The following is a 24,123-nucleotide window of genomic DNA, read 5'->3' as shown; positions in this document are numbered from 1 at the left end:
CGGCTGAGTGGAGTTGAAATGATGGATACCTGCGAGGAAGACCTCTTCAATATCGGCGGATACGTTCCGCCCGAAACAGACTGGGCTCTCGGAACCGTCCTGACCTTTGCTGGGGACGGCGGATGCCAATGCCAGGTGGAGGTGAGCGATGCTGTAGTTGCTTTCCTCGCCTTGGACCGAGATGGGCTGATCCCGGAGATTGACCAAGAGTGGAAACAAGGCTTTGCAAAGGCCCTGTCTCAGCATTCAGCGCCTCAAGGATCGGGACTGGTGCATTACAGCGGCCTTGAACCTGTTCCAGGTGGGATCTGCGATTGCTGCGCAGCGGAATGTCACGCTGTATTCACAAACGAGAGCGCTCGCTTTCTGATTGAGCGCTGGTCAATTGTTACCGCTATGATGGTATTGATCCGCCAAGGGCAGCTGCCAAGGCTATCCTTTGACTGGCACATTTCATTGGAGCGGCATTATGAGCGAATTTGTGAGACTGGGCGATACCACTACCGCCCCGGTGCAGGTGGACCTCAACATGTTTGAACGACTAACAAGAGGAAAGCACCCTTGGGCCCAATACGACTCTTCAAAGAAGAAAGTTCAACGGTTCGGCCTCTGCCCGGAGTGCAACAACGCCATGGTTCTGGTGAATATTCACAATCCAGAACCGCAGGTTACTCCGCACGGACGACACCGATTAAAGCGCGTTGAAGGTTTTGAGTACTGCCTGGAAGAAATCTTGGGATGCCCCTTGCTAGATTCCCGACTCAAAAGTGATCTTGAAGCCGATATCACGGCCTTGACGCCTGAAGCAGTCGAACTCCGGGAGTTTCTAGTTGAGAACTTCAACTTGGCCGCGGGCATGTTTGCAGAGACAACCGGGATTTCACCATCCAAAACGATGTTACGAAAAATGCTCCGCTTGTTTTTCGAAGATCGCTGGTACCGTTGGCCAACAGTCACAAAAGGCAACTTGCCTTGGACTTTTGCTCGGCTGACCTGCAATTTCAATCTCTACAAGCAAAAGATCCGACCTGAATCTGCAGTGTGGACAGCGGTTAAGAAACACGTTCCACACGCGGCTCTCGGAGAATACGGACGACTGGAAGCTCGTGGCAGTCATCGTGTCTACCTTGAGTTCGGCCTTGGTCAACACAAGGTTCGATCAACGCAAGATGGCCGCATTCGGGAAACCATTAGTTTGCATGTTTTGAACACGGACCCGGTCGCGAAGGTCGATGAGCCAGTCTTTGAGACAACGCTTGATTTGAACACCGAGGAGTTCCTAAGGCGGGTCGCCCATAAACTGCACCCGGCCGGATATGGCGCGGAGCTTGTTGAAGAAGCCCGTATGGTCCTCGCTGACTATCTCCACAATCATCCAGAAGCCCACAGTCCGGAGGTCGAGACGTGAAGCTACTGCGAGATGTCGCCCAATGAAACTGCCGGTTCAGTTAGTGCCGCCATAGGGCCGCGCCGGGTCAGAAATGGGTCAGGATTACTGACTTATTTAACATAAGCTTCATTATCACGCACGACGAAACACTCAAAAGAACAGAAAGGAGGACGGCATGAATACCCTCTACCATTGGTTTTATCTGGCTGGATATGGCGGATGGATCATGCCTCGTCTCCTGCGCAGGGTGACAGCGCGTTCTGAGTGTCATCGCGCTTGGTTACTTGGCCACCGTGGCTACTTCGAAGAAGGCGGCGTCAGGTTCAGTCCAGCGAACCCTTACCCGTCCAGCTGACCCCAGCACACTGACTTTATTCATTGCGAACAACAGCGCGGCCCGAAGCTACCTCGGGCCGCGACACCCGAGCTTTTGCCATTCGAAAACAACATCAGCCAAGTGCCGCGGGTGTCCCGAACTAAGAGGGATAGCTCGCGCTGCAGTGGAACGAGGGACATCGCCCATGCGCAACAGAGGACACACGCAACTTGTCAGAGGCGGCCAGACGACACAACACTGGACGCGTATGGCAACACAGGTGCTCAAGTACAGCATCTCAATGGCCGCTGCGGCCTTCTCACTCTGCTATATAATTCTGGTCGCCAATAATTACGAAATGGATAAGGCCCGCCTGACCGGGACTTATTGGATTGCGGAATTCAACGTCGAGCAACGTGGCACTGAAGACCGCAAGCTGGACTACGTGGATCTGAGCGGCAAGCGCGTCGAGCGCACAGCCGGACAGATCTACGCAGATCGTGAACTCCGCGAGATCTACAATCGCTATTCTGCGAACGCCTGGCGCTTCATGTATATCTCGCTGATCCCGGCCGCCCTCGCCTTCGTGGTGGTGTTCGCGATCTTCGGGATGGTTGGCAGCTCCCTGAAGGAAGAGGAATATATCCGGGGCGCGCGTCTGGTGACGGCCAATGAGCTGAAGGCCTGGTCAAAGCGGAAGTGGCGCGAATACGAAAAGCGTTTTGGCAAAAACTCCAAGAAAGGCCCGCGCTACACGCTTGCCGGCATCGAGTTCCCGCCCAACTCCGTAGAGGCCCAGATCGGCATCACCGGGACGGTTGGTGTTGGTAAGACCAATGCGATGCATGAGCTGCTGAACACGATCCGCGAGGCGGGTGGTCGCGCCATCATCTATGACCGGATGGGGGGCTTGCTGCGGGATCACTACGACCCGGAAAAAGACATCATCCTGAACCCCTTTGATGAGCGCTCTGTTGGCTGGTCTCCCTTCAATGAGGTGACCTCCGCCGAAGGCTTTGCCCAGATTGCCGAGGTGATGATCCCAGACCATCCCGGTTCTCTGGATAGCTTCTGGACGCAGGCCGCGCGGCTGGTGTTCCAGTACACCGCCCGCGAGCTGGCCAAATCCGGAAAAACCACCAACGACGAATTGCGCAAGGCGATCATGAACATTCCGTCCGAGGAGCTGGCCGAGATCGTGGCGCCAACACCTGGCGCGCACTTCTTCGGCGAGCATGTGGCAAAAACCTCCGGCTCGATCCGGGCCAACATGATCACCGAGCTGCGCTTTCTGGAATACCTGCGGGACGATGCTGACCCCTTCTCAATCCGAGATTGGGTTGTGAATGACCGGCCCGGCTTTGTGTTCCTGACCGGCAACGCGGAGCAGTCGGCGGCGGTGCGCAATATCGTCTCGACAGTCTTTGAGGTGGCGGCAAACGCGCTGATGACAACTGAGGAAAGCCGTGATCCGAAAATCTGGTTCTTCCTCGATGAGGTTCCGACCCTCAACAAGTTGCCGTTCCTGCCCAAAAGCCTTGCGGAAATCCGTCAGTTCGGCGGCGCGTTTGTCGTGGGATATCAGGTGTTCTCCCAGCTGGAGGACATCTATGGCGACAAGGCTGCGGAGACCATCTCCGGGGTATTGAACAACCGCGTTGTCTTCAACACGCCTGATTACAACACGGCGCAACGGTCCTCTCGCTCTCTGGGCGAGGAGGATGTGATCGAGCAGCAGGAAAACATCACGCTCGGCGCGAACGACACGCGCGATGGCGTGGGGATTGTCGGCCGGCGCACACAGCGCGCGATTGTGACCCCTGCAGAGATCCAATCCCTGCCCCAGTTCGTGGCCTATTTCCGGCCCGCATATGACGCCCCAACAGCCAAGGTCCGGTTTGAACCTGTTCCAACCAAGGCAACGGCGGAAAAGTTCATCGCCTATAAGGGCAATGGGTTTGACCAGGGCGGCATGCAGGTCTCGGCCGTCAACGTGGAAATCAAAGAGGGCGCCAAGGTCGTCGCAGGCTTTGCATCTGACAAACCGCAAGATCAGAAGGCTGAATTTTTCCGCTGGCTGGACCGCGTGCGTCCCGAAGGATCAGCACAGATCGAGGATCCAGCCAACACGTCTGAGCGGGACTGGTACTGGCAGCATTTTGCCACGGCGCGCGTGCGTGGCCTCGATGTGAAAGAGATCGCCCATCCCGATCCCTATGCTGGCTTCGCTGGCAACGGCATCGGTCAGGCGCGGGAAACCGTCTATGTCCCCTACCCCGGCGCCGCACCTGGGCCACAGACAAGCCCGCCCAAAGAAAAGGCACCAGCTGCAGCTGAAGAACCCGTTCCCTCGTCCGTAAATAACCAACCCATTTGGCGGCAAGTACGGAACAAAGCCATTTTCCTCGACTTTGATGGCGTCCTGCACAAAGGGACATCAGGAACCTTCAATAAGTTGCCGCTTTTGGAGCAATTTCTGCGCCAGAATGATGATGTCGATGTGGTGATCTCTTCGAGCTGGCGTACAGCTGACCAAGATTATCTGGAACGCCTGTTCAGCTCTGATCTTCGCCATCGCCTGATTGGCACCACTATACCAGAAAATACAGTTCCGACCCGAAACATGGAAATCGACCTTTGGGCCGGGACCTATGGGGTGAAGTCCTATGTGGCGCTCGATGACGACGCCACCCTGTTTGATTCAGCCTGGCCCCATCTCCTTCAAACTGACGGTAGCAAGGGACTGCAGCCAGACGACATTCATCGGCTTGAAGAATGGATTGGGGCGGGCATTTCCACCCCGGATCAAAGGCCCCTGCCCCTCTCTCTTCGTGCCCATCCGGCTTTTGGCCAAACACAGCCAGACCGGAAAACGCCCCAGCGTCCAGCATCAGCGACCAAGTTCAGACTAAGCGAAGCAGATCCCCTCGATGATGCCGCCAGAAAGTTTCTGAGCCTTGAAACCGCTTTCGAGGAGGATCACTGACATGATGTCGATTTCCAACGTCTCGGCCGGGGCTGCTGCCAGCGGTTACTACAAGGAAGAAGGCTATTACAAAGCCGGATCAGAAGAGGGCCAGAAGGCTGCAACCTGGTTCGGAAAGGCCGCTGAGGAAAACGGCCTGACCGGCTTTGTCGATGACAAACAGTTCGCACAGTTCCTCGATGGTGAAGCTCCGGATGGTAAGCTGATGGGGCGCTATGTGGATGGTGAACGCCAGCACCGGCCCGGCCTTGATCTGACATTCTCTGCATCAAAATCGGCCTCGGTAGCAGCACTGGTCATTGGCGACAATCGGATCATTGAGGCCCATGACGCTGCCGTGCGCTCTGCCATGACGGTGGTGGAAGAGCGGTTCATCAAGACCCGGTTCCAGCAAGACGGGGAAATAACCACCAAGAATGCTGAAGGTATCATCGCCGGCATCTACCGACACGATACCTCGCGTGCGCTTGATCCAAACCTGCACAGCCATGCCGTCATCGCCAATATGGCGAAGAACGAGAATGATGGCTTCACTGCCATCCGCAATGAGGCTGTCTTCAACAATCGCAAGCTCATCACAGAGATCTACCGTTCCGACTTTGAGAACCGGATGAAGGAGCACGGGATCGCCACTGAACGCGGTAGGTATGGAGAGGTGAATATTTCCGGCATCCCACGTGAGGTCACGGAAACATTTTCAAAGCGCCGACAGGAGATCCTAAATGCACTTGATAACAAGGGTGTAGAATATTCTGCTGATACGGCGAGCAAGGCCACACTGGCGACCCGTGCAGCCAAGCATAAGAACCTGGACCGGGAGGCCCTGCGCGCTGACTGGCGATCTGATGCGCTTGCCGCAGGTCTCAGCCGGGATCAGCTGGAACGCGGAACTATTGAGAACGCCCCTATCGCGCCAACGGCCCCGACCCCAATACCGCGCTCGGTTCAAGAGGCAGAGCAAACCCCTCAATCGGACCCAAAAGAGGCCTCACTCGTCGCCGGCATCGTCTCGTGGATGAAAAACCTGGTTGCAGCCCCGCAGCAACAGCAACCGAAAGCACAAACGACGCCTGATACGATTGAAGGACGGGCCGTGAGCAAAGCCATCGAGCATGTAAGCGAGCGACACTCTGTTTATGAACGCTCCACCCTCACGGCAGCGGCGCTTCGCTTCTCCAGCGGCACCAACCTTGAAAAACTGGACAAGGAAATTGACCGGCGCATCGAGGCCGGCGATCTCTATGCCAACGGAAAGAACGGCGAACACCTCACCGATCGCGCATCGGTTGCGGTCGAAAAAGCGGTCCTGCAGACGTGGAAAGACTCTGAACAGACCCCCGGTCTCGATCTAAACTCAAGACACGCCAAATCGGGCATCCCTGATCTTTCCGCCACCTTGGCGAAGGAAAGCACGCTGACAGCAGGTCAGCTGGCTGCGCTCGAAACCTCACTTTCCGGTCAGGGCAGGTATGTCGGTGTTCAGGGCTACGCGGGATCTGGTAAGACCTACATGGTCGAAAAACTCAGCGAGTTGGCCGGTCAGGCTGGCTATGAGGTCAAGGGCTTTGCCCCTAGCCTTCAGGCGGTCAAAGAACTGGATACCGCCCTCCCCGGATCCTCAACACTGGCGCGCGTCGTGAACAGCGAACGCAACTATCCCCAGAAAGTGGACAACAGCCGGTCGATCCTTTTGGTGGATGAAAGCTCGATGGTCTCCGCACGCGATATGCGCAGCTTCATGGACTATGCGGAGCGCACCAACGCTGCCCGCGTCGTCCTGGTCGGTGATACCAAGCAGCTTGATGCCGTGAGCGCCGGCCAGCCCTTTGCCCAGCTTCAGGAGACCGGCATGCGGACGGCCGTCATGGATGAAATCAGGCGGCAACGCGATGGCACCCTGCGCGAGGCAGTGTATGACACCGTGCGTGGCGACATTGCTGGTGCCTTCGCCAAGCTGGAGAACAACATCCACAAGGCGGAAAACCCACAGCAGGCGGCAGCAGAGAAATATCTATCCCTCCCGGCCGATGAGCGATCAGAGACCCGTATCCTGACGCTCACAAACGCGTCCCGCGCCGAAATCAACGCAGTGGTTCGAGACGGGTTGAAACAGGAAGGCAGCCTCGCATCTGAGGGTGTGACTGTTTCTGGTCTTGCCCCCCGCCCGATGACGGCTGTCGAAAGGAGTGATGCGCAGAGCTACGCCGCCGGCGATGTCTTGCAGTCCCTTGTCAGCAGCAAGGATCATGGGCTGTCGAAAAACGCCCTCTACATCGTTCAGGAGGCCGACACAAAAACCAACAGCCTGACGGTCGCGCGTGAATCCGACGGGGTACGCCTCGATATCCCACTGAATGGCATGACGGGAAACAAGGAACTCGGTGCCTCATTCATGGCCTATCGGCCGGAGGATCGAGAGCTGTCGGCCGGCGATGCGGTACGCATCCGGATCACCGACAAAGCCAATGACCTTTCCAATGGTGAGCGAGCAAAAATTACATCCGTCGAGGATGGCGCGATTGGATTGGAAACATCCAACGGCAAGCAAATCCAACTCAATGCACAAAGCCTCGGCGCGCGCGGTCTTGAACATGATTATGCAGCAACCGCCGATTCGGTTCAGGGTGAAACTGTTGATCGGGTCATTGTGTCGATGAATGGCGGCGACAGGCTGGCTACTCAAAAGGGGTTCTATGTGGAAATCAGCCGCGCACGGGATGAGGCGGTTTTATACACGGACAACCGGGCGGCCCTGGCAAGAAACATTGCAGAGAATACCGGCATCCAGACAACCGCATTGGCAACACAAATTGAATCACAAAAACCACGCGAGGAAATTATCGACTCTGTTCAAGCGGTGGATAGAGCGGTCGAGCATATAAGTGAACGCGACTCCGCATATAGCCGTGGGCATTTGACAATTACTGCTTTACAATTTGCCTACGGCTCTAGTTTTGATCAGGTCGATAAAGAAATTAACACACGCATTAAAGACGGTCGGTTATTTGTAAGCGGCGATGAGGGTGAAATGCTCACAGACAAGGCATCTGTTGATTTGGAGCGTTCCATTATTGCGACGTGGCAGGCCTCCGAGAAAAGTGGCGGATTGGACCTCCCGTCCGAACAAGGACGCAATGGGGAAAGCTTACTATCCCGACGGTTAAACGTCGTCCGTTCTCTAACTGATGGTCAGCGGTCGTCAATTGAAACGGCTCTCACGGGAGAGGGGCGATATGTTGGTATTCAGGGTTATGCGGGTACTGGTAAAACCTACATGCTTGAGCGCATGTCGCATTACGCCGCGCAAGCCGGGTACGACGTAAAGGGTATGGCCCCAAGCCACCAAGCTGTGCACGAACTCGCCAGTGTACTTGGCAGCGCGGAAACCCTCGCAAAGATCACGACAGCTGAACGTCACCACCCGCAGGACGTGGACAATAGCAAGACCATTCTGGTGGTCGATGAGGCCTCGATGGCCTCAGCTCAGGACTTGCGCAGCTTCATGGATTACGCCGAGCGCACCGGTGCACCTCGTGTGGTCCTGGTCGGCGATACACAGCAGTTGGATTCCGTGGCCGCAGGTCAACCTTATGCGCAGCTGCAGAACGCCGGGATGCGGACAGCCGTCATGGATGAGATCCGCCGACAACGGAACGATGATCTGAAAGCGGCCGTCCATCACTCGATCCGTCAGGAAATCCAACCTGCCTTCAGCCGCATGGAGGGCAATGTTCTGCAGGTGGAAAACCCCAGCATTGACGCCGCAGAGCGATACTTGTTGCTGTCCCCGAGTGAACGTGAAGGCACCCGGATCCTCACCCTCACCAATGCCTCCCGCTCAGAGATCAATAGCGTTGTCCGTGATGGGCTTTGGCAGGAGGGACGATTGAAAGGAGAAGAAGTCGAGCTGAAGGGCCTCCAAAATCGCCAACTGACCGAAACCCAACTTGCCGATGCGCGCAGCTACACCCCCGGCGATCTGGTTCTGTCAGTGGCCACCAGCAAGGAATTCGGGCTGCAGAAAAACAACCTCTATGTGGTTCAGCAATCCGATCATCAGCGCAACAGGCTGATCGTCCAGCATGAAGAAACCGGCGAGAAATCCATCCTCCCACTCGATGCAAAGTTCAATCGCCGAGACCTCGGAAAAGCCCTTGTTGCCTATGATCGAGAGAACCGGGAAATGGCGGCCGGCGACCAGGTGCGGTTCCGGATCACCGATCCAGAGGCGGGTGTCACCAACGGTGTTCGTGCTGAAATCAAATCAACCTCAGGTGGAATAATTGAAGCGAAAGCGCTGGATGGCAGTACCATCAGCGTGCCGCAGAACAGCATTGCAGCGCGCGGAATGGAGCATGACTACGCGGCCACTGCGCATGCCGTTCAGGGTGAATCTGTGGATCGTGTGATCGTGGCCATGAACTCAACCGAACGTCTCGCCACACAGAAAAGTTTCTATGTGGAAATCAGCCGCGCACGGGACGAGGCGGTCCTTCTGACGGACGATCCAGATCGTCTGTCAAAGACCATCGAAAAGCAGACCGGCATCCGGCCGACAGCGCTCGACACATGGATGGACGGTCGTCTGATTGGCGTTCGCGAGCAGCAGCCAGAGGAAGAGAAAGCCAAGGATCAACAGCAGGAAAAAGCTGAACCCGAGAAGGAAAAGACGATCAGGGATAGGGAGCCTGACGCCCCTACCCTACCCGGCCTCTTTGAAGCGAAACTTAAAGAATTTGAAAAGCAGGCTGAACTGGTCCTGCAGCGACAGAAGGAAATTGAACGATGAGCGACGTACAACAAAACCTCCGTGTGCGCCTCGGTCCTCTGGCAAGCGCCTTGATTGAGGGCAGCTCGGAGACCCGGCAGGAGGCACTTGAGCAGGCGATCCAGAAGCTTCAGGAGGCTGCAGATGGATCAGAAAACACCAAGGCCGCACCTGCCGATAGCAGCACTGATCTGAGCGCTCTCTCGCATCAAATCAGCCAACAAGGTGAACTCCTTTCTTCGCTTCGGCTCCAGGTGATGAAAGAGATGCAGATGCTCCGTTTGCTCGTCGCGTCTTTGATGTCTGATACGAATTCCGGGCAACAACAGCTGCTTGCCTTTGCAACTGATGCGATTGAGGATTTGCGCGAACACAACGGCCTCTTGAAGGAACAAGAGCTGTCGAACCTCGAAAGCGCAGAAGCAGCATTCACGGTCGCGGTACGTAACCAACTGCAAATGGGCGGCGATGAAATCGAGTCCGATTTGGAAGAGGAGATCGAGCGATGAAACCGACGGAGCAGCAGCCGATTTTGCCGGGCCACAGCTGGGCCAAGGGGTGGGCCAGCCTGGGCCAGAGCCGGGCCACAGCTGGGCCAGAGGCGATTTCGACCCTTAAAAATAGGGCGTCACAGGTTGCTGCCAGTGACCGATTGGCAAAACGCCAGTTTTGTCAATTAAATCAGCGCATTGCGCTGATTGCAGCATCGCTGCGTTATGTGTGGAACAAATCTGAGGCCCCCGGGCCGAAACCGGCGTCCCAAGGCACCCGGTAAGCCATTCAACCGACTGGCTTTCCCGCTTGCGAAACGGGCCGCGGCGGCGATTTTCCTTCCTGAATTATGCTGCTTCCCCGCTTTTCCTGGCCGCTTCCCGGGAAACTGCGCGGAATTTTTCCTGAAGCAGAGAAGGAAGACAGCCATGCGTAAATCCGCTCTGAACACCGCCAGTACCCGTCCAGTTTCCGAACGGTCAGAGACCGTTCAATGGGACACCGAGGTTCCCAGGCTCGGCCTCCGGCAACGCGGCACCACAAGCTCCTGGATCGTGCAGTGGCGGGCCGATGGCAGGACCCGGAAGCAGACTCTCGGGCGGGCCGATGCGATGCCCCTGCCCCAGGCCCGCGAGCTGGCTAGAACGCTGCTCGACGGCGTGGAAGCAAAGGCAGTTCCGGACGCCGCCCCGACGGTGGCCGCCTTCAGCCGCCGCTATCTCAAGGATCTCGCCCCGAGCTGGAAAGCGGCTACGCAACGCGCCCACGCACATGACGTAGAACACCTCATTATTCCTGAGCTGGGCAGCAAGCGGCTCAATCAGGTGACACGGGCAGATTTGATTTCTTGGAAAGACAGTTTCCCCGGCAGTGCCGCCAGCGGCAACCGGGCACTCGCCGTTTTGTCTGGCATGATGCGCCACGCGGAACTGCTTGGTCTGCAGCCACCCGGCAGCAACCCTTGCAAGGGGCTGAGGCGCCGCAAGACAAGCTTCACGGCCACTTACCTCTCCGAGGCACAGTGGGCGCAGCTGGGAACTGCCTTGCGGCGGCTGGAGGAAACCCACCCTCGTGAGGCAGGCTGCTTCCGCTTTCTCGCACTCACCGGCTGCCGCAAGGGGGAAGCGCTTGCCCTGCGGTGGGACATGATCGACGGGCCGCGCTGTGCCCTGCCGGATTCCAAGTCCGGACCGCGCGCGATCTGGCTCGGGCGTCCCGCAAAACGGGTTCTGGCCTCCTTTCCGAATAGCAACCTATACGTGTTTGGTGAGGGTAAAGAACCGATGCCGGATCACCGGATCGACAGGGCCTGGCGCAAGCTGCGGGAAAGCGCGAAGCTAGGGCAAGTCCGCCTGCACGATCTGCGCCACAGCTTTGCGTCGGTGGGGATCAATGCCGGGCTGGATCTGCGCGTGATCGGCGGATTGCTGGGCCATTCCGATCTCGCAACCACCGAAGGCTATGCGCATTTAGAGGACCGCACCATCAAGGCTGCAAGCCAGCGCGTTGGCACCCATCTGGAAAAGATCGTCAAGACTCCGGCCTCGGGGCGTGGAGCGGGCCGTTCTCTTTACCAGCGCTTCTGCAGATCGTCCCTCTCAATCGACGCCTTCTGCGCTGAAAACGGGATCGATCCTGCCTCTTTCCGGAAAGGGCTGGTCGCATGGAGACGCGCGAGCCAGAACCGGAGGGCAGGCGCATGAAGACCGTCACCTTTCTCACCCCGCTGATACTGACGTCTCTTAAGGCGCGCAAGAAGGAATACGTGCTGCATGACGCGCAATGCGAAGGCCTGGCCCTGCGTGTCCAGCCGGGCGGCGCCAAATCCTGGGTCTGCTGGAAAAGGGACGCCGGCAAGACCCGGCGCGTCACCCTGGGCCGTTTTGAGGACATGGATCTTGGTGCGGCACGCGAAGCCTTTCACGGGCACATGGGTAACAGCCAGCACACCCCTGCACCGCTCAAGCGCAACACGCTCACCTTTGCGGCGCTCTGCACCGCCTTCCTGAACGCCAAGCACGAGGTCTATGCAGCCTCCACGCTTTCCTCTCTGGGGTACTATCTGGACACGCAACTTCTGCCCGCCTTTGGCCCGCGGAAAATTGCACGGATTACAACGCCGGAGATTGCCGAGTGGTTCTATGCCTATTCCCGTTCGCGGCCGGGAGGGGCCAACCAGGCGCTTGGTCACTTTACGACAATTCTGAACTGGGCCCGGGAGGCGGGCGACCTCCCCGCAGACTTCCCCAATCCGGCCGCCCCTCTGCGTTTCAACCGGCGCGTGGCGCGCGGGCGCATGCTGAGCAGCGACCAGCTCCGGCGGCTGGCGGCCGTGCTGGACTCCGCAACCGACCGACAGCGGGACGCTGCGGACGCAATTTGGCTGATGCTGCTCACCGGCTGCCGCTCCGGCGAAATCCTGCGCCTAAGGTGGGATGAAGTCCAGAAAGACAGGCTTGCCCTCCGGCGCACCAAGACGGGACCGCGCGAGGTCAATCTGAGCCATGCTGCTATACAGTACCTCGACCGGTTGCGTAAACAGCGCCGGTCCAGTTACGTGTTCCTCGCGCAGCGTACGAAGAAACCGCATCGAACATCCATCGACCACGCCTGGCAAACCTTTAAACACTTGGCAGGTTTGCCGGACGAAATCCGGTTGCACGATCTCCGCCACACCTACGCCTCCCACGCAATTATGTCAGGGGAAACCCTGCACATGACCGGCAAGCTGCTTGGCCACAGGTCACAGGACAGCACCGAGCGTTACGCGCACCTCGATCCAGGTTATCTGGAAAAGGCCGTGGACAAAGTTGCCCGGAAGATAGACGGGCTATTGGACAGCTAGCGGTGACAGCGCAGGTGCGGTGGAAACGTTCGCCTGCGTACCAACGAGAGATCTGCGGATTTGGCTCCCATTAAGGCCTTGGGGCTACCTGAACCGAAAAAGGCCCTAACTGACCGCAGAAATTTGGCCGGATACGTTGGTTGCGTGAGCAGGATTTGGACACTGTTCCATTCAAACCCGATAACTTGCGGCTGCGTTGCCGGCTGCCATCCGTTGCAAGCGCTGCTTAGGTACTTCATACGTCCGCTACGCGCAGGAAACGAACTTTGCAAAGTCCGCCTTTCGGCCTAGGAACACAGCCCTCGACCGCTGCGATGCCGCGTCAAAAGCGGTCATTGATGAGAGGTGCGGCAAAATTCTGGGGTTGGAGGTCAGCAGTGCGGACTTTCCGGTCATTCGATTTCGAGCCTTCGCTCGCGCAGCATCAGTTCGCAGGTGCGGCATGCTGCGCGCTGCGATGCAGCCGACGTCGCTAAACCGGTCGTTCGAAGGCTGAGATTTGACCCAAACCGAAACCGTGCTTTCGCCGCAGCTTGATCCAATACACCAGACGCCGGACGAAGCGGTCGTTGAGCTTCGCTCGATACTGATGGGCGAACTCTGGGCGGATTCAACAGGTCGTCGCAACACGTTCCATCATATCCTGTTTGAGCAACCGGTCGAGTGCCTCCGCCGACGTTTGCCAGCCCAACGTCTTGCGTGGCCTCGTATTCAGAGCATGGGCAACGGCGCTCAGTTCTTTTGCGCCATGTTCGTTGAGGTCCGTTCCCTTGGGAAAGTACTGGCGAAGCAAACCATTCGTGTTCTCGTTGCTTCCGCGCTGCCAGGAGCTCTGTGGGTCGCAGAGGTAGATGTCGAGGCCTGTATCGATCCAGAGCTGGGCGTGTTGTGCCATCTCGGCGCCCTGGTCCCAGGTCAGTGATCTGCGCAGATGTGTCGGCAAATCCATGATGGTGCCGGCTAACTTACGCAGCCAATCGGTTTTGCGCCCCTCGCAGAAGCAGACAGATGATGTCAGTGCGCGTGAGAGTGCCTGCCAGGCGGCCATCCTTCGTTATCGGCACGGTTTGCACCCCATGCTGCGAAAGCCGGTTCAGGAGAGTGCCGACCGGAAGGTCATGCGGGACACTGCCGGCAGGCGGCTGCATCACATGCTTCGCCCTCAGTTTGCCTTGGCGCAGCGGGCGGAACTTTCGGCCGCCGCCCCGTATCAGCGCATCGATCAGATCGCTTTGCAGGATGAGCCCCACGAAGTTCTCCTTGGCGTCCACAACGGGTAGGCTTTTGACGGAATGGCGGCGGAACAACTGCGCAATCTGCGCTGCTGGCACATCGGGCGTCACCGTGATCAGGTTCTGCGTCATGATGCTGCCGCAGGTTACACCATCAAACCGGTGCTGCGCGGCTTCCTCCTCTGCGGCGGCAAGCAGCCGCCCCAGGTCTGCCACGCCGATGTTGGTTGATTGATGGAAGCGCTCCAGCAACTCCTCCAGTTCGTCATTGCTGAGACCCAGGCGGATCTCTTGCGGCTGCGCAGGCGTCTCTACGGATTGGCGGAACGGGTATTTTCGGCCTGTGACCCGGTTAACCATGATACCCGTCAGGACCAAAGCGGCCGTAAGAAAGCCAACAGGCACGATCGCAAAGGCAAAACCGGCATCAAGGACCGGCACCGGGTTCAGTGCCGCCAGCAAGGCAATTGCCCCGCCCGGAGGATGCAAGGCCCGCGCAATCATCATAGCAATGATCGCTGCGGCCACAGCCAATGTCGGCCCCCAAGGCATGGGTACGGCTTGCAAGACTGCAACCGCTGCCACGGCGGAAACAACATTGCCGCAGATTGCCGACCAGGGCTGTGCCAGCGGGGAATTTGGGACGGCGTAGATCAAAACCGCGGAAGCACCCAAGGGGGCGAGCAGGTGCATTGGAACCCCTGCGATTTCCGGCCAGACAAGCGCGAACAACGCGCAAACACCAATCCCGGCCGCGGCGCCCGCTGCCGCGCGCAGGGGTTCCCGCATCTGTGCTGGCGGCACTGCCGGAGAGAGATGGCGCAAGAGATTTGACTTCAGCTGCATGGCTCCGCCTGCCCGGAAATGAATCACCCGCCGGTAAGCCGCACACAAAACAGGCATTTTGAAAACGTATTATCGGCTGGCAACGCTGCGGTGCAAGAATCTTCTTCCAACATCGCAGCATTCATGGCGCTTTTGCTGGAAGCCACAGTTTTCCGGCACCCCAGACAGAAAGAAGACTTGGTCGGCCTCGTTTCGTCCTTGATTACCTTCTCAATGACGGGGCGTGTCTTGCAGTTGGCAGGCCGAACGGCGACGGCATCGCAATTTCCAGCCTGATCCCTGTAGAGCATAGGAAGGTCTCTAAAGGTGCCCAAGCAGGGGCGACTGCAATTGGCGCGCTGCTATTACCCTGGCCGTTGCCTGTACCCAGTTTGGGTTCTATTGCAGGTTCATGGATTTTCCGCCGCCTCTGACAAAGTCAGCAGCGGAACCAGATCCGCTTTGTTGCTGATCAGATCGGCGACTGTACTGCGGTCGAGGACGCTCAGAAACGCATTGACCGCTTCGGCAAAGACCCCTCGGAGCCCGCATTGAGGCTGGATCACGCATTCTGCGCAATTGGCAACTTCCAAGCTTTCTTCCATGATCCGTACGACTTGCCCCACATTGATTTCGCTGGCTGCCTGTCCAAGCTTGATGCCGCCGTAGCGGCCGCGAACGCTCGTGACGTAGCCTTGCCGGACCAACTCGCTGACGATCTTCATCAAAGAGCTGTGCGGCAGACGGTAGATGCGGCTCAATGTCTCAATCGAGTGCAGTTCTTCGGGTTTGGACGCCAGAAAAATTAGAATTCTCAACGCGTAATCTGTTGTGAGGTTCAGCTTCATGCGGGGCTCCGATCACGCCTTTAATATTCATATGGGTTGCATCTTTCAATCCTGCAATCATACATGCAACTAGCCTGAATGATTCAGGCTGTGAAACTCATGATGCAGACCGCAAGTCTGCCAACCGACATATCAGGAGCGTGCAATGGCACAGCCACTCAGCCAAACCACCATCGACACCGTAAAGGCGACTGTTCCGGCGATGGCGCAGCATGGGCGCGGGATTGTAGCGGAGATGTATAACAGGCTGCTGGCCGATCCCGAAATCCGCACGCTATTCAACCAGTCGCACCAGAACGGTGACTCCCCGCAGCACGCGGCATTGACCAACGCGATACTGGCCTACGCTCAGAACATCGAAAACCTCCCGGTGATGGCCGCAGCGGTGGAGCGTATTGCAAACAAGCATGTGGGACTGCAAATTGAACCCCGCCATTATGACCATGTCGCCAGCGCCCTGCTGGGCGCCATCGAAGGGGTTCTCAAGGAAGCAGCAACCGGGGAGGTGATCCGCGCCTGGGGCGAAGCATATTGGTTCCTGGCCAATATCCTGATCGACCGCGAAGAGCAGCTTTATCAGGAAACCGCAACGGCTGAGGGCGGCTGGCGGGGCTGGCGGGAATTCCGGATCGACCGACGGATCCAGGAGAGTGCTGACGTCATGTCATTCATCCTGAAGCCCGCCGATGGCAAGCCTGTACTGAAGCACAAGCCGGGGCAATATCTATCCTTCGATCTAGAGGTGCCCGGAGCAGGCAAGCTGCGCCGCAACTATTCGATTTCCTCGGGACCATCGAATGAATTCTACCGGATCACGGTAAAGCGAGAGCAGGGAGGCCTGGCAAGCACCTGGCTGCATGAGCAGGCGGTCGAAGGCACCGTGATCAACGCTGCCGCACCAGCCGGAGAGTTTTTCCTGAAGAGTGGACTGGAGGCAGAGGTTGTCCTGCTGTCGGCCGGTGTCGGGCTGACGCCGATGATTTCCATGCTTGAGGATCTGGCCGCAAACAGTCGCTCTGCGACCTACCTGCATGCCACACAAAACAGCAGGCATCACGTCATGCCGGATATGGCCAGATCCCTGTCCCGCCGTTGTGTCACATTTTTTGAGGATCCCAGTGCCGAAGACCGGGAAGCAGCGAACTTCGATGTGGAAGGCCGCATCACTCCGGAGTGGCTGGCCCGGAACACCAGCACAGACCGGGCTGAATACTACATATGTGGCCCAAAGGGCTTTATGGCGATGGCTGTGAATGGCCTGAAGGCGGCTGGCGTTGACGAGAACCGTATCTTCTACGAGTTTTTCGGGCCAGCGCAGGAACTGGACGCCGCGTAGCAACAAATATGCGACACGAGAGGAACGGCCCTCCCGACCGGGCAACCGTATCGGGTGGACCACGATCGTCGAGCGCCATGTGACGCGAAGCCGACCGCATCTGCCTTGCGGCTGGCCGTGGTCAAGGCGGTGACTGGCTATAAGAAGTTCAATAGACAGCTAAAACCACATGGCGACGCTTCAGACTTGCTGCAAGCTGCCTGAGTGGCTGCTTTTCCCTCTGCAATGCAGCAGTGGTTTGTAGCGGCGCAGCAGGTTTCCATGCTGCGTGCGCGCGCAGAACAAATTTGGCGCTGCCGCAATGGGCTGATTCTGTGGAAAAACAGCGTGTTGCTTGCGCAGAAAGCTGCGCTTTGAAGAGCGCGCGAGCGCCTTTCCTATCAGGCTTTGCGCGTTTGCTGCGGTGCAGGAAAAATCTTAGCCAGCTTGCGGAGGTTTTGGGCGGTGGCGGCGAGGAGGAATTCGTCATTTGCACCGCATGGGCCGCGTAATCGCAGTCGTCCCAACCCGAGAACGCGTTTGAGGTGGGCAAAGAGCATTTCGACCTTTTTCCTGAGCTTCATCGCAATCTGATATTCTTCAGTTTTGGCCAAATCTCTGGCAACCTGACGCGCGTCTTCGTGCTCCTCGCGGGTGATCTTGCGCGCCTCAGCGTTGGGGCAGCATTTTTGCTTGGACGGGCAGACCTGGCAGACTTCTTTCAAGGCGCGATAGCGCGCGGTGCCCTTGCCCGTCGGCCCCCGGCTTGGATCAGAGTAATTCCGGCGGAACTGTTTGAACGCGTGGCCCTCGGGGCAGATGTATTGGTTGTTCTGCGCATCCCAGTCAAAATCTGTGCGTGTCCAGGTCCCATCGGGGCGTCCGGCCTTGTCGATCACAGGGATGTAAGGATCGATCTTGCGATCTACGAGCCAGCCGAGCATCGGGCCTGAACCATAGGCGGTATCGGCGATCATCCAGTCAGGGACCAAGCCGAACTTGTCTTTCACCCGTGTTAGCATCGTTTGCGTCGATCCAACCTCAGCTTGCCGGATGGAACGTGTGGGTTCCACATCCAAGATGACACCGTGATCCGTGTCGATCAGATAATTGTCGGAATAACTGAAGAATGCCGGCCCCTTACGCGCCGCAGTCCATTGGCTGGCGGGGTCGGAATGTGAGGTGAACTTCGGCTGTACCTCGCTGGCCGCACCGAATGCCGCCTCATCGAGTGTGTCGAGATACTCGCGAACGGCACGAGGCGCATCCGCTGAATCGATACTTGCCGCGTCCCAATCTTCCTTCGGTGTCGAGTTCTGCTTGTTGGCGTCTGCTTCGATCAGGCTGGCGTCCACTGCCATGCGCTGCCCGCTGGCGAGGCCTTCTTCGATACAGCGGGCTACGGTCGTCTCGAACAGATGGCGTAGCAACTCACTCTCTCGAAAACGGCCATGACGGTTCTTTGAGAAGGTCGAATGGTCAGGAATACGGTCGTTCAGATCGAGCCGACAGAACCAGCGATAGGCAAGGTTCAAATGCACCTCTTCGCAGAGCCGTCGTTCGGATCGGATGCCAAAGCAATAGCCCACCAAAAGCATGCGGATCAAAAGCTCGGGATCGACCGATGGACGTCCGGTGTGACTGTAAAAATCCGCCAGATGCGAGCGGATGCTGCTCAGTTCGACGAAGCGATCAATCGACCGCAGCAGGTGATCTTGGGGAACGTGATCTTCCAACGAGAACTCATAAAACAACGCCGCCTGCGCTTCTTGTCTCGGTCCCAACATCAACCACCCCCCCCGTTCGACAAGCGAATTGAATCAGCAGTTCAGGCCGCAAGCAAGGAAGAGTTTTTCAACAAAATATCCGCAGTGCTGCCCTCCAACCCCAAAATTTCGCTGCACCTCTCATCAATGACCGCTTTTAACGCGGCATCGCAGCAGTCGCAGGCTGTGTTCCCAGGCCGAAAGGCGGACTTTGCAAACTCCGTTATCTGCGCTTCGCTGACATTCATGCGAGGCGCAGCATCTTTCCAATCTGTCGAGACAGTCTGAAGGTCCGCTCCTGGGAAACCTTTCGGTTTCCTTCGCGCCTGCAGCATTGGCACCGATCCGCGTCGCGTGAATGTCTTGAAATGGGCTGGCTACGGTCATCGATGCGGGTATCAGCACTAGCGGTTGGGTCCCAAATCTGTGAACTCAGTTTTCAAAATTGAATTACCGCAACACGGAGGCGGGGCTGATGGCCCCGCCGCTTCTGTTTTGTGGGCCAGCGGGATTTGGACAAGCCACACGCCCCTGGCCGTCAGGGAGAGGGCGCTGCCCTCCCCCTCGGGCAATCCGATTAGACCGGGCCGTGTCCTCGGCTGCGCCTGCGGGCCGCACCAACCCGGTCGAATAGCATTGCCTCGCCCCCTCCCGCGTTCGCCACGTGGCAGATTGGCAGGAACAGGCGGCTTCGCCGACTGAACCTGCAAATCAGCCCTGATTTTCCAAAAGGAAGGTCAGATCAACGAAACAAGCCACACGGCAAAAACAGTGGATTGGGTCAGTTTATGACGCCTAGGTCAATTTCGTCTGACGTTCAACAAAGGGGTGTGGGACGTCGAACACCTTTGACTCAATCAACGGCCAAAACCTGAGGGAACGATAGGGCTGCCTCTTTCAATTCTGACCCAAACGTCAAGCATTTCTGACCCAGAAGACTGCGTATATCGATAAGCTCGCTTACCTGCGCCAGAAACTAGCGGCCCAGAGCCGCCTTCTACCCACCACGCCGCTTCCGCGCCGCAGCTTCACCAGACCGGCCATTCGTCCATGGCGCAGCATTTTCGGAGGACGAAGGTCGGCAAAGCGGGACTTACCGACTTTCGCTGCGGCTGTGCCAATGACTGCTGAACAATACATTAGATTTAAGAACGATCATATTTGCCGCTGTCGCCAAGGACATCCCAGACCGGATCGTTGGATCGTTGCAGCTTGACACAATGATACATGGTTTCCATGAGGCGTATTAGCGTTCAAAGAAATCTCATCCGTCCATCGAAATCACCAGGTTTAGTCCACCAAAACAGCCCCGATCCCGTGCGACGTACAAACGGGTTCAATTCTAGCAAGAGCGCTGTTTTCTGTTCTGGATCGATGCTGAGATCGACAACAGTGTTGTCTACATGAAGGGCGGGCAACAGGTGCTGTAAGAGCACCTGAATGGTATTCTCGATCTGAGCCGCATAGTGGTGAATTTGCAAATAGCGTTGGTCGCAATGATACTGGCTTACACCAATGACAGAGCGGTTTTTGATGAAAACGCGAAACTCGCTCCAACGCGGAATATTGAGGTGCGGGCGTAGGTACAACAGGCGTTTTTTCTTGGCTGATACCATGGCCCTCGCAACGGTTTGCACCCGCGCATTTCGCTGTGCCAGCGTCAGTGCGGCTTGTGTCCCGGTGTAGATAGGCAAAAGCCGACCAGGCCCCAACTTGAAACTGCACAGACCCAGTCGCAGAAACGCGCCCGTGCTCTGGAAATCTGCCAAGGCCTCGTCTAATTTGTCCTGGCTGTCAGGGGTGATGGCTTTGGCCTCACCCGTCAAGCAGGCAAAGTCATCTGCCTCAAGTTCGACCTGGGCCATCGGCCCCATCAGTGCACGTATGGCGTCGGGATATGCGGCAATATCCGCCGCCCAGACGACCGGGCCAAAACCAGTCATTGCGTTCATAGCGCCTCTTTGGGCGCAAGGTTGTTCATGAAGTCGGCGAAGCTGTCGGCAACCCATCCTAACCCACGCGTGTTGTCGCCCGTCATCCACGGGTCTTTGGCTGGGGTCCAGACGTAAACCTTGCCATAGTCGGGGTCACCTTTGGAGACGTTGATGAGGACGTCCGAGGGGCCTGGTTCAGCGTAGCCGATAAACGCCAAGAAGCGTGGTAGCAAGTCTTCGGCCTCGTCGTCATAATAGTTGCGCCGTGTCGAAAGCCGTAGATTTCTTAAACTGCCAAGCCATTCGATTTCGAAAATAATGACACCGTCGTGGAATTGCCCGAGAAAACACGACCCACGATCCCGCAACGCGGCTCCTTCGGAACGACGCATGAAGGCGATGTAGTCATCCGGCAAAAAGATATCACCTACCGGATCTTTGATGGTGAACGAACCATCCGTATTCAGATCAAGTTCGGCAGGATCGTTTAACTGCCAGTTTTCGCGCCATACCAGTTCAGACATGTGTTCCCTCGTCTCGAATATCTCTAGAATTCAGGTGATTGGTTAATCGAAGCGTCGCCGCTATGCGACAGCGCCCCGTGAATGTCTGCATCCACGTACTGCATCGTCGCCCCGTCGCCGGAATGGTGCCAATGCCCACCGCTCGGGTCGCGATGGATGTCACCGTACTGATCCCGCCAAGTCCCCCAAGACGCATTGCGATCCGCACCACGCTCTCCTGTAAGACTTTGTTCGATTTCCACCGACCAGGCATTTCCATCCGGTCCAGCAGACCCTCTCGGCGGAAAACCGGACAAGTCAGGCTGGCCGTTTGAATAAGGAATGCCGCTCGCCCCATGTTCGTCGAGCGCATCCGCCAGATCACCTCCGGTTCTGTCGTTTGGGTTGCGGATGAACGTGCCTTCGCCCGGCGGTGCAGGCGATCCGTCCGGATTTCGAAACGACCCCGTGCTTTCGGCGGGCAAATTTCGTCCATGCTGAGAGTACATATCTCGCAACTCTGCGTCGCGCGCCGCACGGCACACCTCATCTTGGCAGCCTTCGTATTTGCGCATGATGTCGTCGCGTCGCTGCTGCATCCTTCGGCGCAGGACACCAGACGCGGCCTTTCGTCGAGCGATCTCTGAAACGCGCTGAAACTGCCGGCGTCCGGCACTCAGGAGTTCTTCGGCCTGCTGCACGCGACGGGCGACTCGACCGCCTCGGAACCAGCCTTTGAATACGTCGCCAAGCACCGGAACAAAGCCGATACCGTCCACAATCGCTGCGCCGTAATTGCCGCCAGCCACGTTGCGCGCCAAAGAGATACCGTCAGCGACCTGCCCCCCAACCGGACTGAGCGAAGCAACCAGCAGGCCCGCCTCAACACCTGCATCGACCCATTCCGCCTGCGCTGCATCCAACCGTGTCTGCGCCGCACGCACATCGGGCGTGTCAGGTGCTTGGGTGTTGTTAAGGATATCAGTCATCTCCGCGCCCCGCGCCACGAAGGGTTAGTCGTTGTCATGGAACTGGCTCCAAGGATCGGTCTCATCTTCATCGATAGGTGCGTCCAGCTCCGCCTTGGTCATATCAGAATACACCTTTAAACCCAGTACGTTACCGGACACCAATCTGGGGTGCCAATAGCGGTCGTCGCAATTGACTTCGGCCCGGTGCCATGCCGCATCATCGGCGTCCCATAGCGCGTTTACACGGGTTTCGGCAGGGGTTTCACGATCTTCAAAGATCGCCTTGAATGGTTCAATCTCAAAGAGGTTGGGGCCCAACAGCCAAAAAAGGCTCATGACTTGGCCTTGATCTGAAGTCACCTCAAAACCGAAATGCTTGAGATAGGCGCGAGCTGATTTTGTATTGCGAAGACACTCTACGCGCATCAGTTCCCGGCGTGGGATCGGATGCATTTCTGGCATAATTTCATCAACAAACCATTCCGCAAAGGCGACATCCGACATCGGCGGGCCTTGCATCTGTCGTCGCGATAATCTGAAAGACATGCGCCACCTGTCCATATTTCGAAATTGTGTACATGTTAAATCATACGATAAGCGCTAGAGTATTGCACCACTCACCGAAAGCTAGAAAGAATATTCTTGTGTATATTATGCTACTCTTTGCGCCTGCTGATTGGTTTTTCCAGAGTATCTATTCCTTCAGACCAAAGCCCGTCATTCACCAAGTCTGGAAAATACACCGCAAGGGCTTTTTTGGCACTTAAGGCGCGACGCCCGGAACCATGTAACATCCTTGGCCACAAACGCTTGGTGACGCTCCTATAAGACTTGACAGATTTCTCTCACCAACTCTTAAACACCGGACGTCCATGCTCAACGCAGCATCCGGTACTTTTGGGCTCTCACCCGCCGTTCGCCTCGCCAGCACACCAAACTGGCACTGAGACCGGAGGTCAAGGTCAGCTGAGCGGGACGGAGCTGCCGTTCTATTAGCCCGCTTTTGACTTTAGCCATTTGCGTATGCGGCTTCTGGCATTCTCATATGGCGATGAAGAATTGAACTGAATCATTCGACCCTTGGTCCACTTCCCGTGCCAGGCTGACCCATACAACTCATCATCGGTTCGCTTAGAGATTTCTGATACCAGCTGGTCCTTGGCGACAGTGAGCCTTTTGCGATTTTCAGCAAAACTGCTCGCTGAATAGTCTCGATAGAATTTCTGAGCGAGCGCACCAAGCTCGTTCCATTTGTAGCCAACATCAGGAAATTCAATGTCTTTTCCTTGGGCGTCTTGATCTAACCACTTCAGAACAAGTTCATTCCAGCCGATGAGATATGACACGAGATTATTGACGCTCATGCCCGTACCTTTCGCATGTCCATCCATGCTTTTTTCGTCAGCTATGTCCGTGGGAACAGCATCCAATGCGGCTTCAAGTTTGACGTAACGCTCGTTGATTGCAGAGATCAGCTCGTCTTTTGTCGTTGGTATGGCCATGCGGTGAGGCTACTAAGAATAGCTTGGAAGAAAAAGCCGCATCGTTGGTAGGTATGGGCTCGAACCAGCCGTTCGCCTCGCCAGCACACCAAATTGGCACTGAGACCGGAGGTCAAGGTCAGCTGAGCGGACAAAGTGTGAATTCGCTGCGGTTGCGCCAATGGCAGCTTCAGCCTACAGGAGGTCTGAAGCGCCTGCACTGTGCTAATTCTCAATTGGTCGAGAAGGCGTTCATCTACTTTTGATCGCTGTAAAGTCGGGTTCCAATACTTCTTTGCTTCGCGGATACCTTGGATCCCATCCTACCCATGGCTCATCGGCAGGTCTCTCCAGTCTCATTTGGATCCTCTTCATGACAAAATCTACTTCATCGAAGTGTGCGCCGGGTGTGTAGTGGTCAATTTTACGCCGACACCACAGCGTATCGAAT

At 57.0% G+C, this 24,123-nt stretch carries 17 protein-coding genes and 1 pseudogene; 9 read left to right on the top strand and 9 right to left on the bottom strand.

Annotation, left to right across the window (positions count from 1 at the left end):
- Positions 1-18 precede the first annotated feature (18 nt).
- The 7 genes from R1T40_RS21295 to R1T40_RS21265 all read left to right on the top strand — a co-directional run bounded on the left by R1T40_RS21295 (position 19) and on the right by R1T40_RS21265 (position 12,797).
- Positions 19-537: a hypothetical protein gene (locus tag R1T40_RS21295; protein WP_317387161.1), complete on the top strand. Its 519-nt coding sequence runs from the start codon at positions 19-21 to the stop codon at positions 535-537.
- Positions 470-1,408 carry a hypothetical protein gene (locus tag R1T40_RS21290; protein ID WP_317387160.1) on the top strand — a complete coding sequence of 313 codons (939 nt, stop codon included), beginning with the start codon at positions 470-472 and terminating at the stop codon, positions 1,406-1,408. Before R1T40_RS21295 ends, R1T40_RS21290 begins: the two co-directional genes overlap by 68 nt.
- Positions 1,409-1,974: 566 nt before the next feature.
- A complete protein-coding gene (locus R1T40_RS21285) occupies positions 1,975-4,692 on the top strand; it encodes a type IV secretion system DNA-binding domain-containing protein (protein WP_317387159.1) in 2,718 nt (905 codons plus the stop codon).
- 1 nt (position 4,693) lies between these two features.
- Positions 4,694-9,481, top strand: coding sequence for a MobF family relaxase (gene mobF / locus R1T40_RS21280; RefSeq protein WP_317387158.1), 4,788 nt, complete (start codon positions 4,694-4,696; stop codon positions 9,479-9,481).
- Positions 9,478-9,969: a hypothetical protein gene (locus R1T40_RS21275; protein WP_106165026.1), complete on the top strand. Its 492-nt coding sequence runs from the start codon at positions 9,478-9,480 to the stop codon at positions 9,967-9,969. The genes mobF and R1T40_RS21275 overlap by 4 nt, the downstream gene beginning before the upstream one ends.
- 411 nt (positions 9,970-10,380) lie before the next feature.
- Positions 10,381-11,655 (top strand): tyrosine-type recombinase/integrase, encoded by a 1,275-nt coding sequence (locus tag R1T40_RS21270; protein WP_317387157.1) that lies wholly within the window; start codon positions 10,381-10,383, stop codon positions 11,653-11,655.
- Entirely contained in the window at positions 11,652-12,797 is a 1,146-nt protein-coding gene (locus tag R1T40_RS21265; protein WP_317387156.1) for a site-specific integrase, read from the top strand. The genes R1T40_RS21270 and R1T40_RS21265 overlap by 4 nt, the downstream gene beginning before the upstream one ends.
- A gap of 610 nt (positions 12,798-13,407) precedes the next feature.
- Here the strand turns inward: R1T40_RS21265 and R1T40_RS21260 are convergent.
- From R1T40_RS21260 to R1T40_RS21250, 3 genes and pseudogenes are all read right to left on the bottom strand, one after another.
- Positions 13,408-13,761 (bottom strand): annotated as a pseudogene (locus tag R1T40_RS21260) (IS30 family transposase); the annotation flags it as partial.
- A 1-nt stretch (position 13,762) separates the two neighbouring features.
- A complete protein-coding gene (locus R1T40_RS21255; protein WP_317387155.1) occupies positions 13,763-14,875 on the bottom strand; it encodes an HPP family protein in 1,113 nt (370 codons plus the stop codon).
- A gap of 389 nt (positions 14,876-15,264) precedes the next feature.
- A complete protein-coding gene (locus R1T40_RS21250; protein ID WP_317387154.1) occupies positions 15,265-15,702 on the bottom strand; it encodes an RrF2 family transcriptional regulator in 438 nt (145 codons plus the stop codon).
- A gap of 145 nt (positions 15,703-15,847) precedes the next feature.
- Between R1T40_RS21250 and hmpA the strand changes: the two genes are divergently transcribed.
- Together hmpA and R1T40_RS21240 are read left to right on the top strand one after the other, a co-directional pair.
- Complete coding sequence (hmpA, locus tag R1T40_RS21245; RefSeq protein ID WP_317387153.1) at positions 15,848-17,038, top strand: NO-inducible flavohemoprotein; 1,191 nt, start codon at positions 15,848-15,850, stop codon at positions 17,036-17,038.
- A gap of 204 nt (positions 17,039-17,242) precedes the next feature.
- Positions 17,243-17,395, top strand: coding sequence for a hypothetical protein (locus tag R1T40_RS21240; protein ID WP_317387152.1), 153 nt, complete (start codon positions 17,243-17,245; stop codon positions 17,393-17,395).
- A gap of 23 nt (positions 17,396-17,418) precedes the next feature.
- Here the strand turns inward: R1T40_RS21240 and R1T40_RS21235 are convergent, their stop codons facing one another.
- From R1T40_RS21235 to R1T40_RS21210, 6 genes are all read right to left on the bottom strand, one after another.
- Positions 17,419-18,804, bottom strand: coding sequence for an IS1182 family transposase (locus R1T40_RS21235; protein ID WP_317387151.1), 1,386 nt, complete (start codon positions 18,802-18,804; stop codon positions 17,419-17,421).
- Positions 18,805-20,036: 1,232 nt separating this feature from the next.
- A complete protein-coding gene (locus R1T40_RS21230; protein ID WP_276151922.1) occupies positions 20,037-20,735 on the bottom strand; it encodes a cell division cycle protein 123 family protein in 699 nt (232 codons plus the stop codon).
- Entirely contained in the window at positions 20,732-21,241 is a 510-nt protein-coding gene (locus R1T40_RS21225) for an SMI1/KNR4 family protein (RefSeq protein ID WP_276151921.1), read from the bottom strand. Before R1T40_RS21225 ends, R1T40_RS21230 begins: the two co-directional genes overlap by 4 nt.
- 23 nt (positions 21,242-21,264) lie before the next feature.
- Positions 21,265-22,209, bottom strand: coding sequence for an HNH endonuclease (locus R1T40_RS21220; RefSeq protein ID WP_317387150.1), 945 nt, complete (start codon positions 22,207-22,209; stop codon positions 21,265-21,267).
- 24 nt (positions 22,210-22,233) lie between these two features.
- Entirely contained in the window at positions 22,234-22,695 is a 462-nt protein-coding gene (locus R1T40_RS21215; protein WP_317387149.1) for a hypothetical protein, read from the bottom strand.
- 488 nt (positions 22,696-23,183) lie between these two features.
- Positions 23,184-23,693, bottom strand: a complete 510-nt coding sequence (locus R1T40_RS21210; protein ID WP_317387148.1) for a ClbS/DfsB family four-helix bundle protein — start codon at positions 23,691-23,693, stop codon at positions 23,184-23,186.
- Between the last annotated feature and the right edge of the window lie 430 nt (positions 23,694-24,123).

It is taken from the genome of Tritonibacter scottomollicae (assembly GCF_032924845.1).
GTDB classification, from domain to species: Bacteria; Pseudomonadota; Alphaproteobacteria; order Rhodobacterales; family Rhodobacteraceae; genus Epibacterium; species Epibacterium scottomollicae.
This window is presented reverse-complemented; position numbering and strand designations above follow the sequence as displayed.

Coding starts and splice junctions, on each gene's coding strand:
- R1T40_RS21295 (WP_317387161.1), top strand. CDS start 19: ATGATGGATACCTGCGAGGAAGACCTCTTCAATATCGGCGGATACGTT.
- R1T40_RS21290 (WP_317387160.1), top strand. CDS start 470: ATGAGCGAATTTGTGAGACTGGGCGATACCACTACCGCCCCGGTGCAG.
- R1T40_RS21285 (WP_317387159.1), top strand. CDS start 1,975: ATGGCAACACAGGTGCTCAAGTACAGCATCTCAATGGCCGCTGCGGCC.
- mobF (WP_317387158.1), top strand. CDS start 4,694: ATGATGTCGATTTCCAACGTCTCGGCCGGGGCTGCTGCCAGCGGTTAC.
- R1T40_RS21275 (WP_106165026.1), top strand. CDS start 9,478: ATGAGCGACGTACAACAAAACCTCCGTGTGCGCCTCGGTCCTCTGGCA.
- R1T40_RS21270 (WP_317387157.1), top strand. CDS start 10,381: ATGCGTAAATCCGCTCTGAACACCGCCAGTACCCGTCCAGTTTCCGAA.
- R1T40_RS21265 (WP_317387156.1), top strand. CDS start 11,652: ATGAAGACCGTCACCTTTCTCACCCCGCTGATACTGACGTCTCTTAAG.
- R1T40_RS21255 (WP_317387155.1), bottom strand. CDS start 14,875: ATGCAGCTGAAGTCAAATCTCTTGCGCCATCTCTCTCCGGCAGTGCCG.
- R1T40_RS21250 (WP_317387154.1), bottom strand. CDS start 15,702: ATGAAGCTGAACCTCACAACAGATTACGCGTTGAGAATTCTAATTTTT.
- hmpA (WP_317387153.1), top strand. CDS start 15,848: ATGGCACAGCCACTCAGCCAAACCACCATCGACACCGTAAAGGCGACT.
- R1T40_RS21235 (WP_317387151.1), bottom strand. CDS start 18,804: ATGTTGGGACCGAGACAAGAAGCGCAGGCGGCGTTGTTTTATGAGTTC.
- R1T40_RS21230 (WP_276151922.1), bottom strand. CDS start 20,735: ATGAACGCAATGACTGGTTTTGGCCCGGTCGTCTGGGCGGCGGATATT.
- R1T40_RS21225 (WP_276151921.1), bottom strand. CDS start 21,241: ATGTCTGAACTGGTATGGCGCGAAAACTGGCAGTTAAACGATCCTGCC.
- R1T40_RS21220 (WP_317387150.1), bottom strand. CDS start 22,209: ATGACTGATATCCTTAACAACACCCAAGCACCTGACACGCCCGATGTG.
- R1T40_RS21215 (WP_317387149.1), bottom strand. CDS start 22,695: ATGTCGGATGTCGCCTTTGCGGAATGGTTTGTTGATGAAATTATGCCA.
- R1T40_RS21210 (WP_317387148.1), bottom strand. CDS start 23,693: ATGGCCATACCAACGACAAAAGACGAGCTGATCTCTGCAATCAACGAG.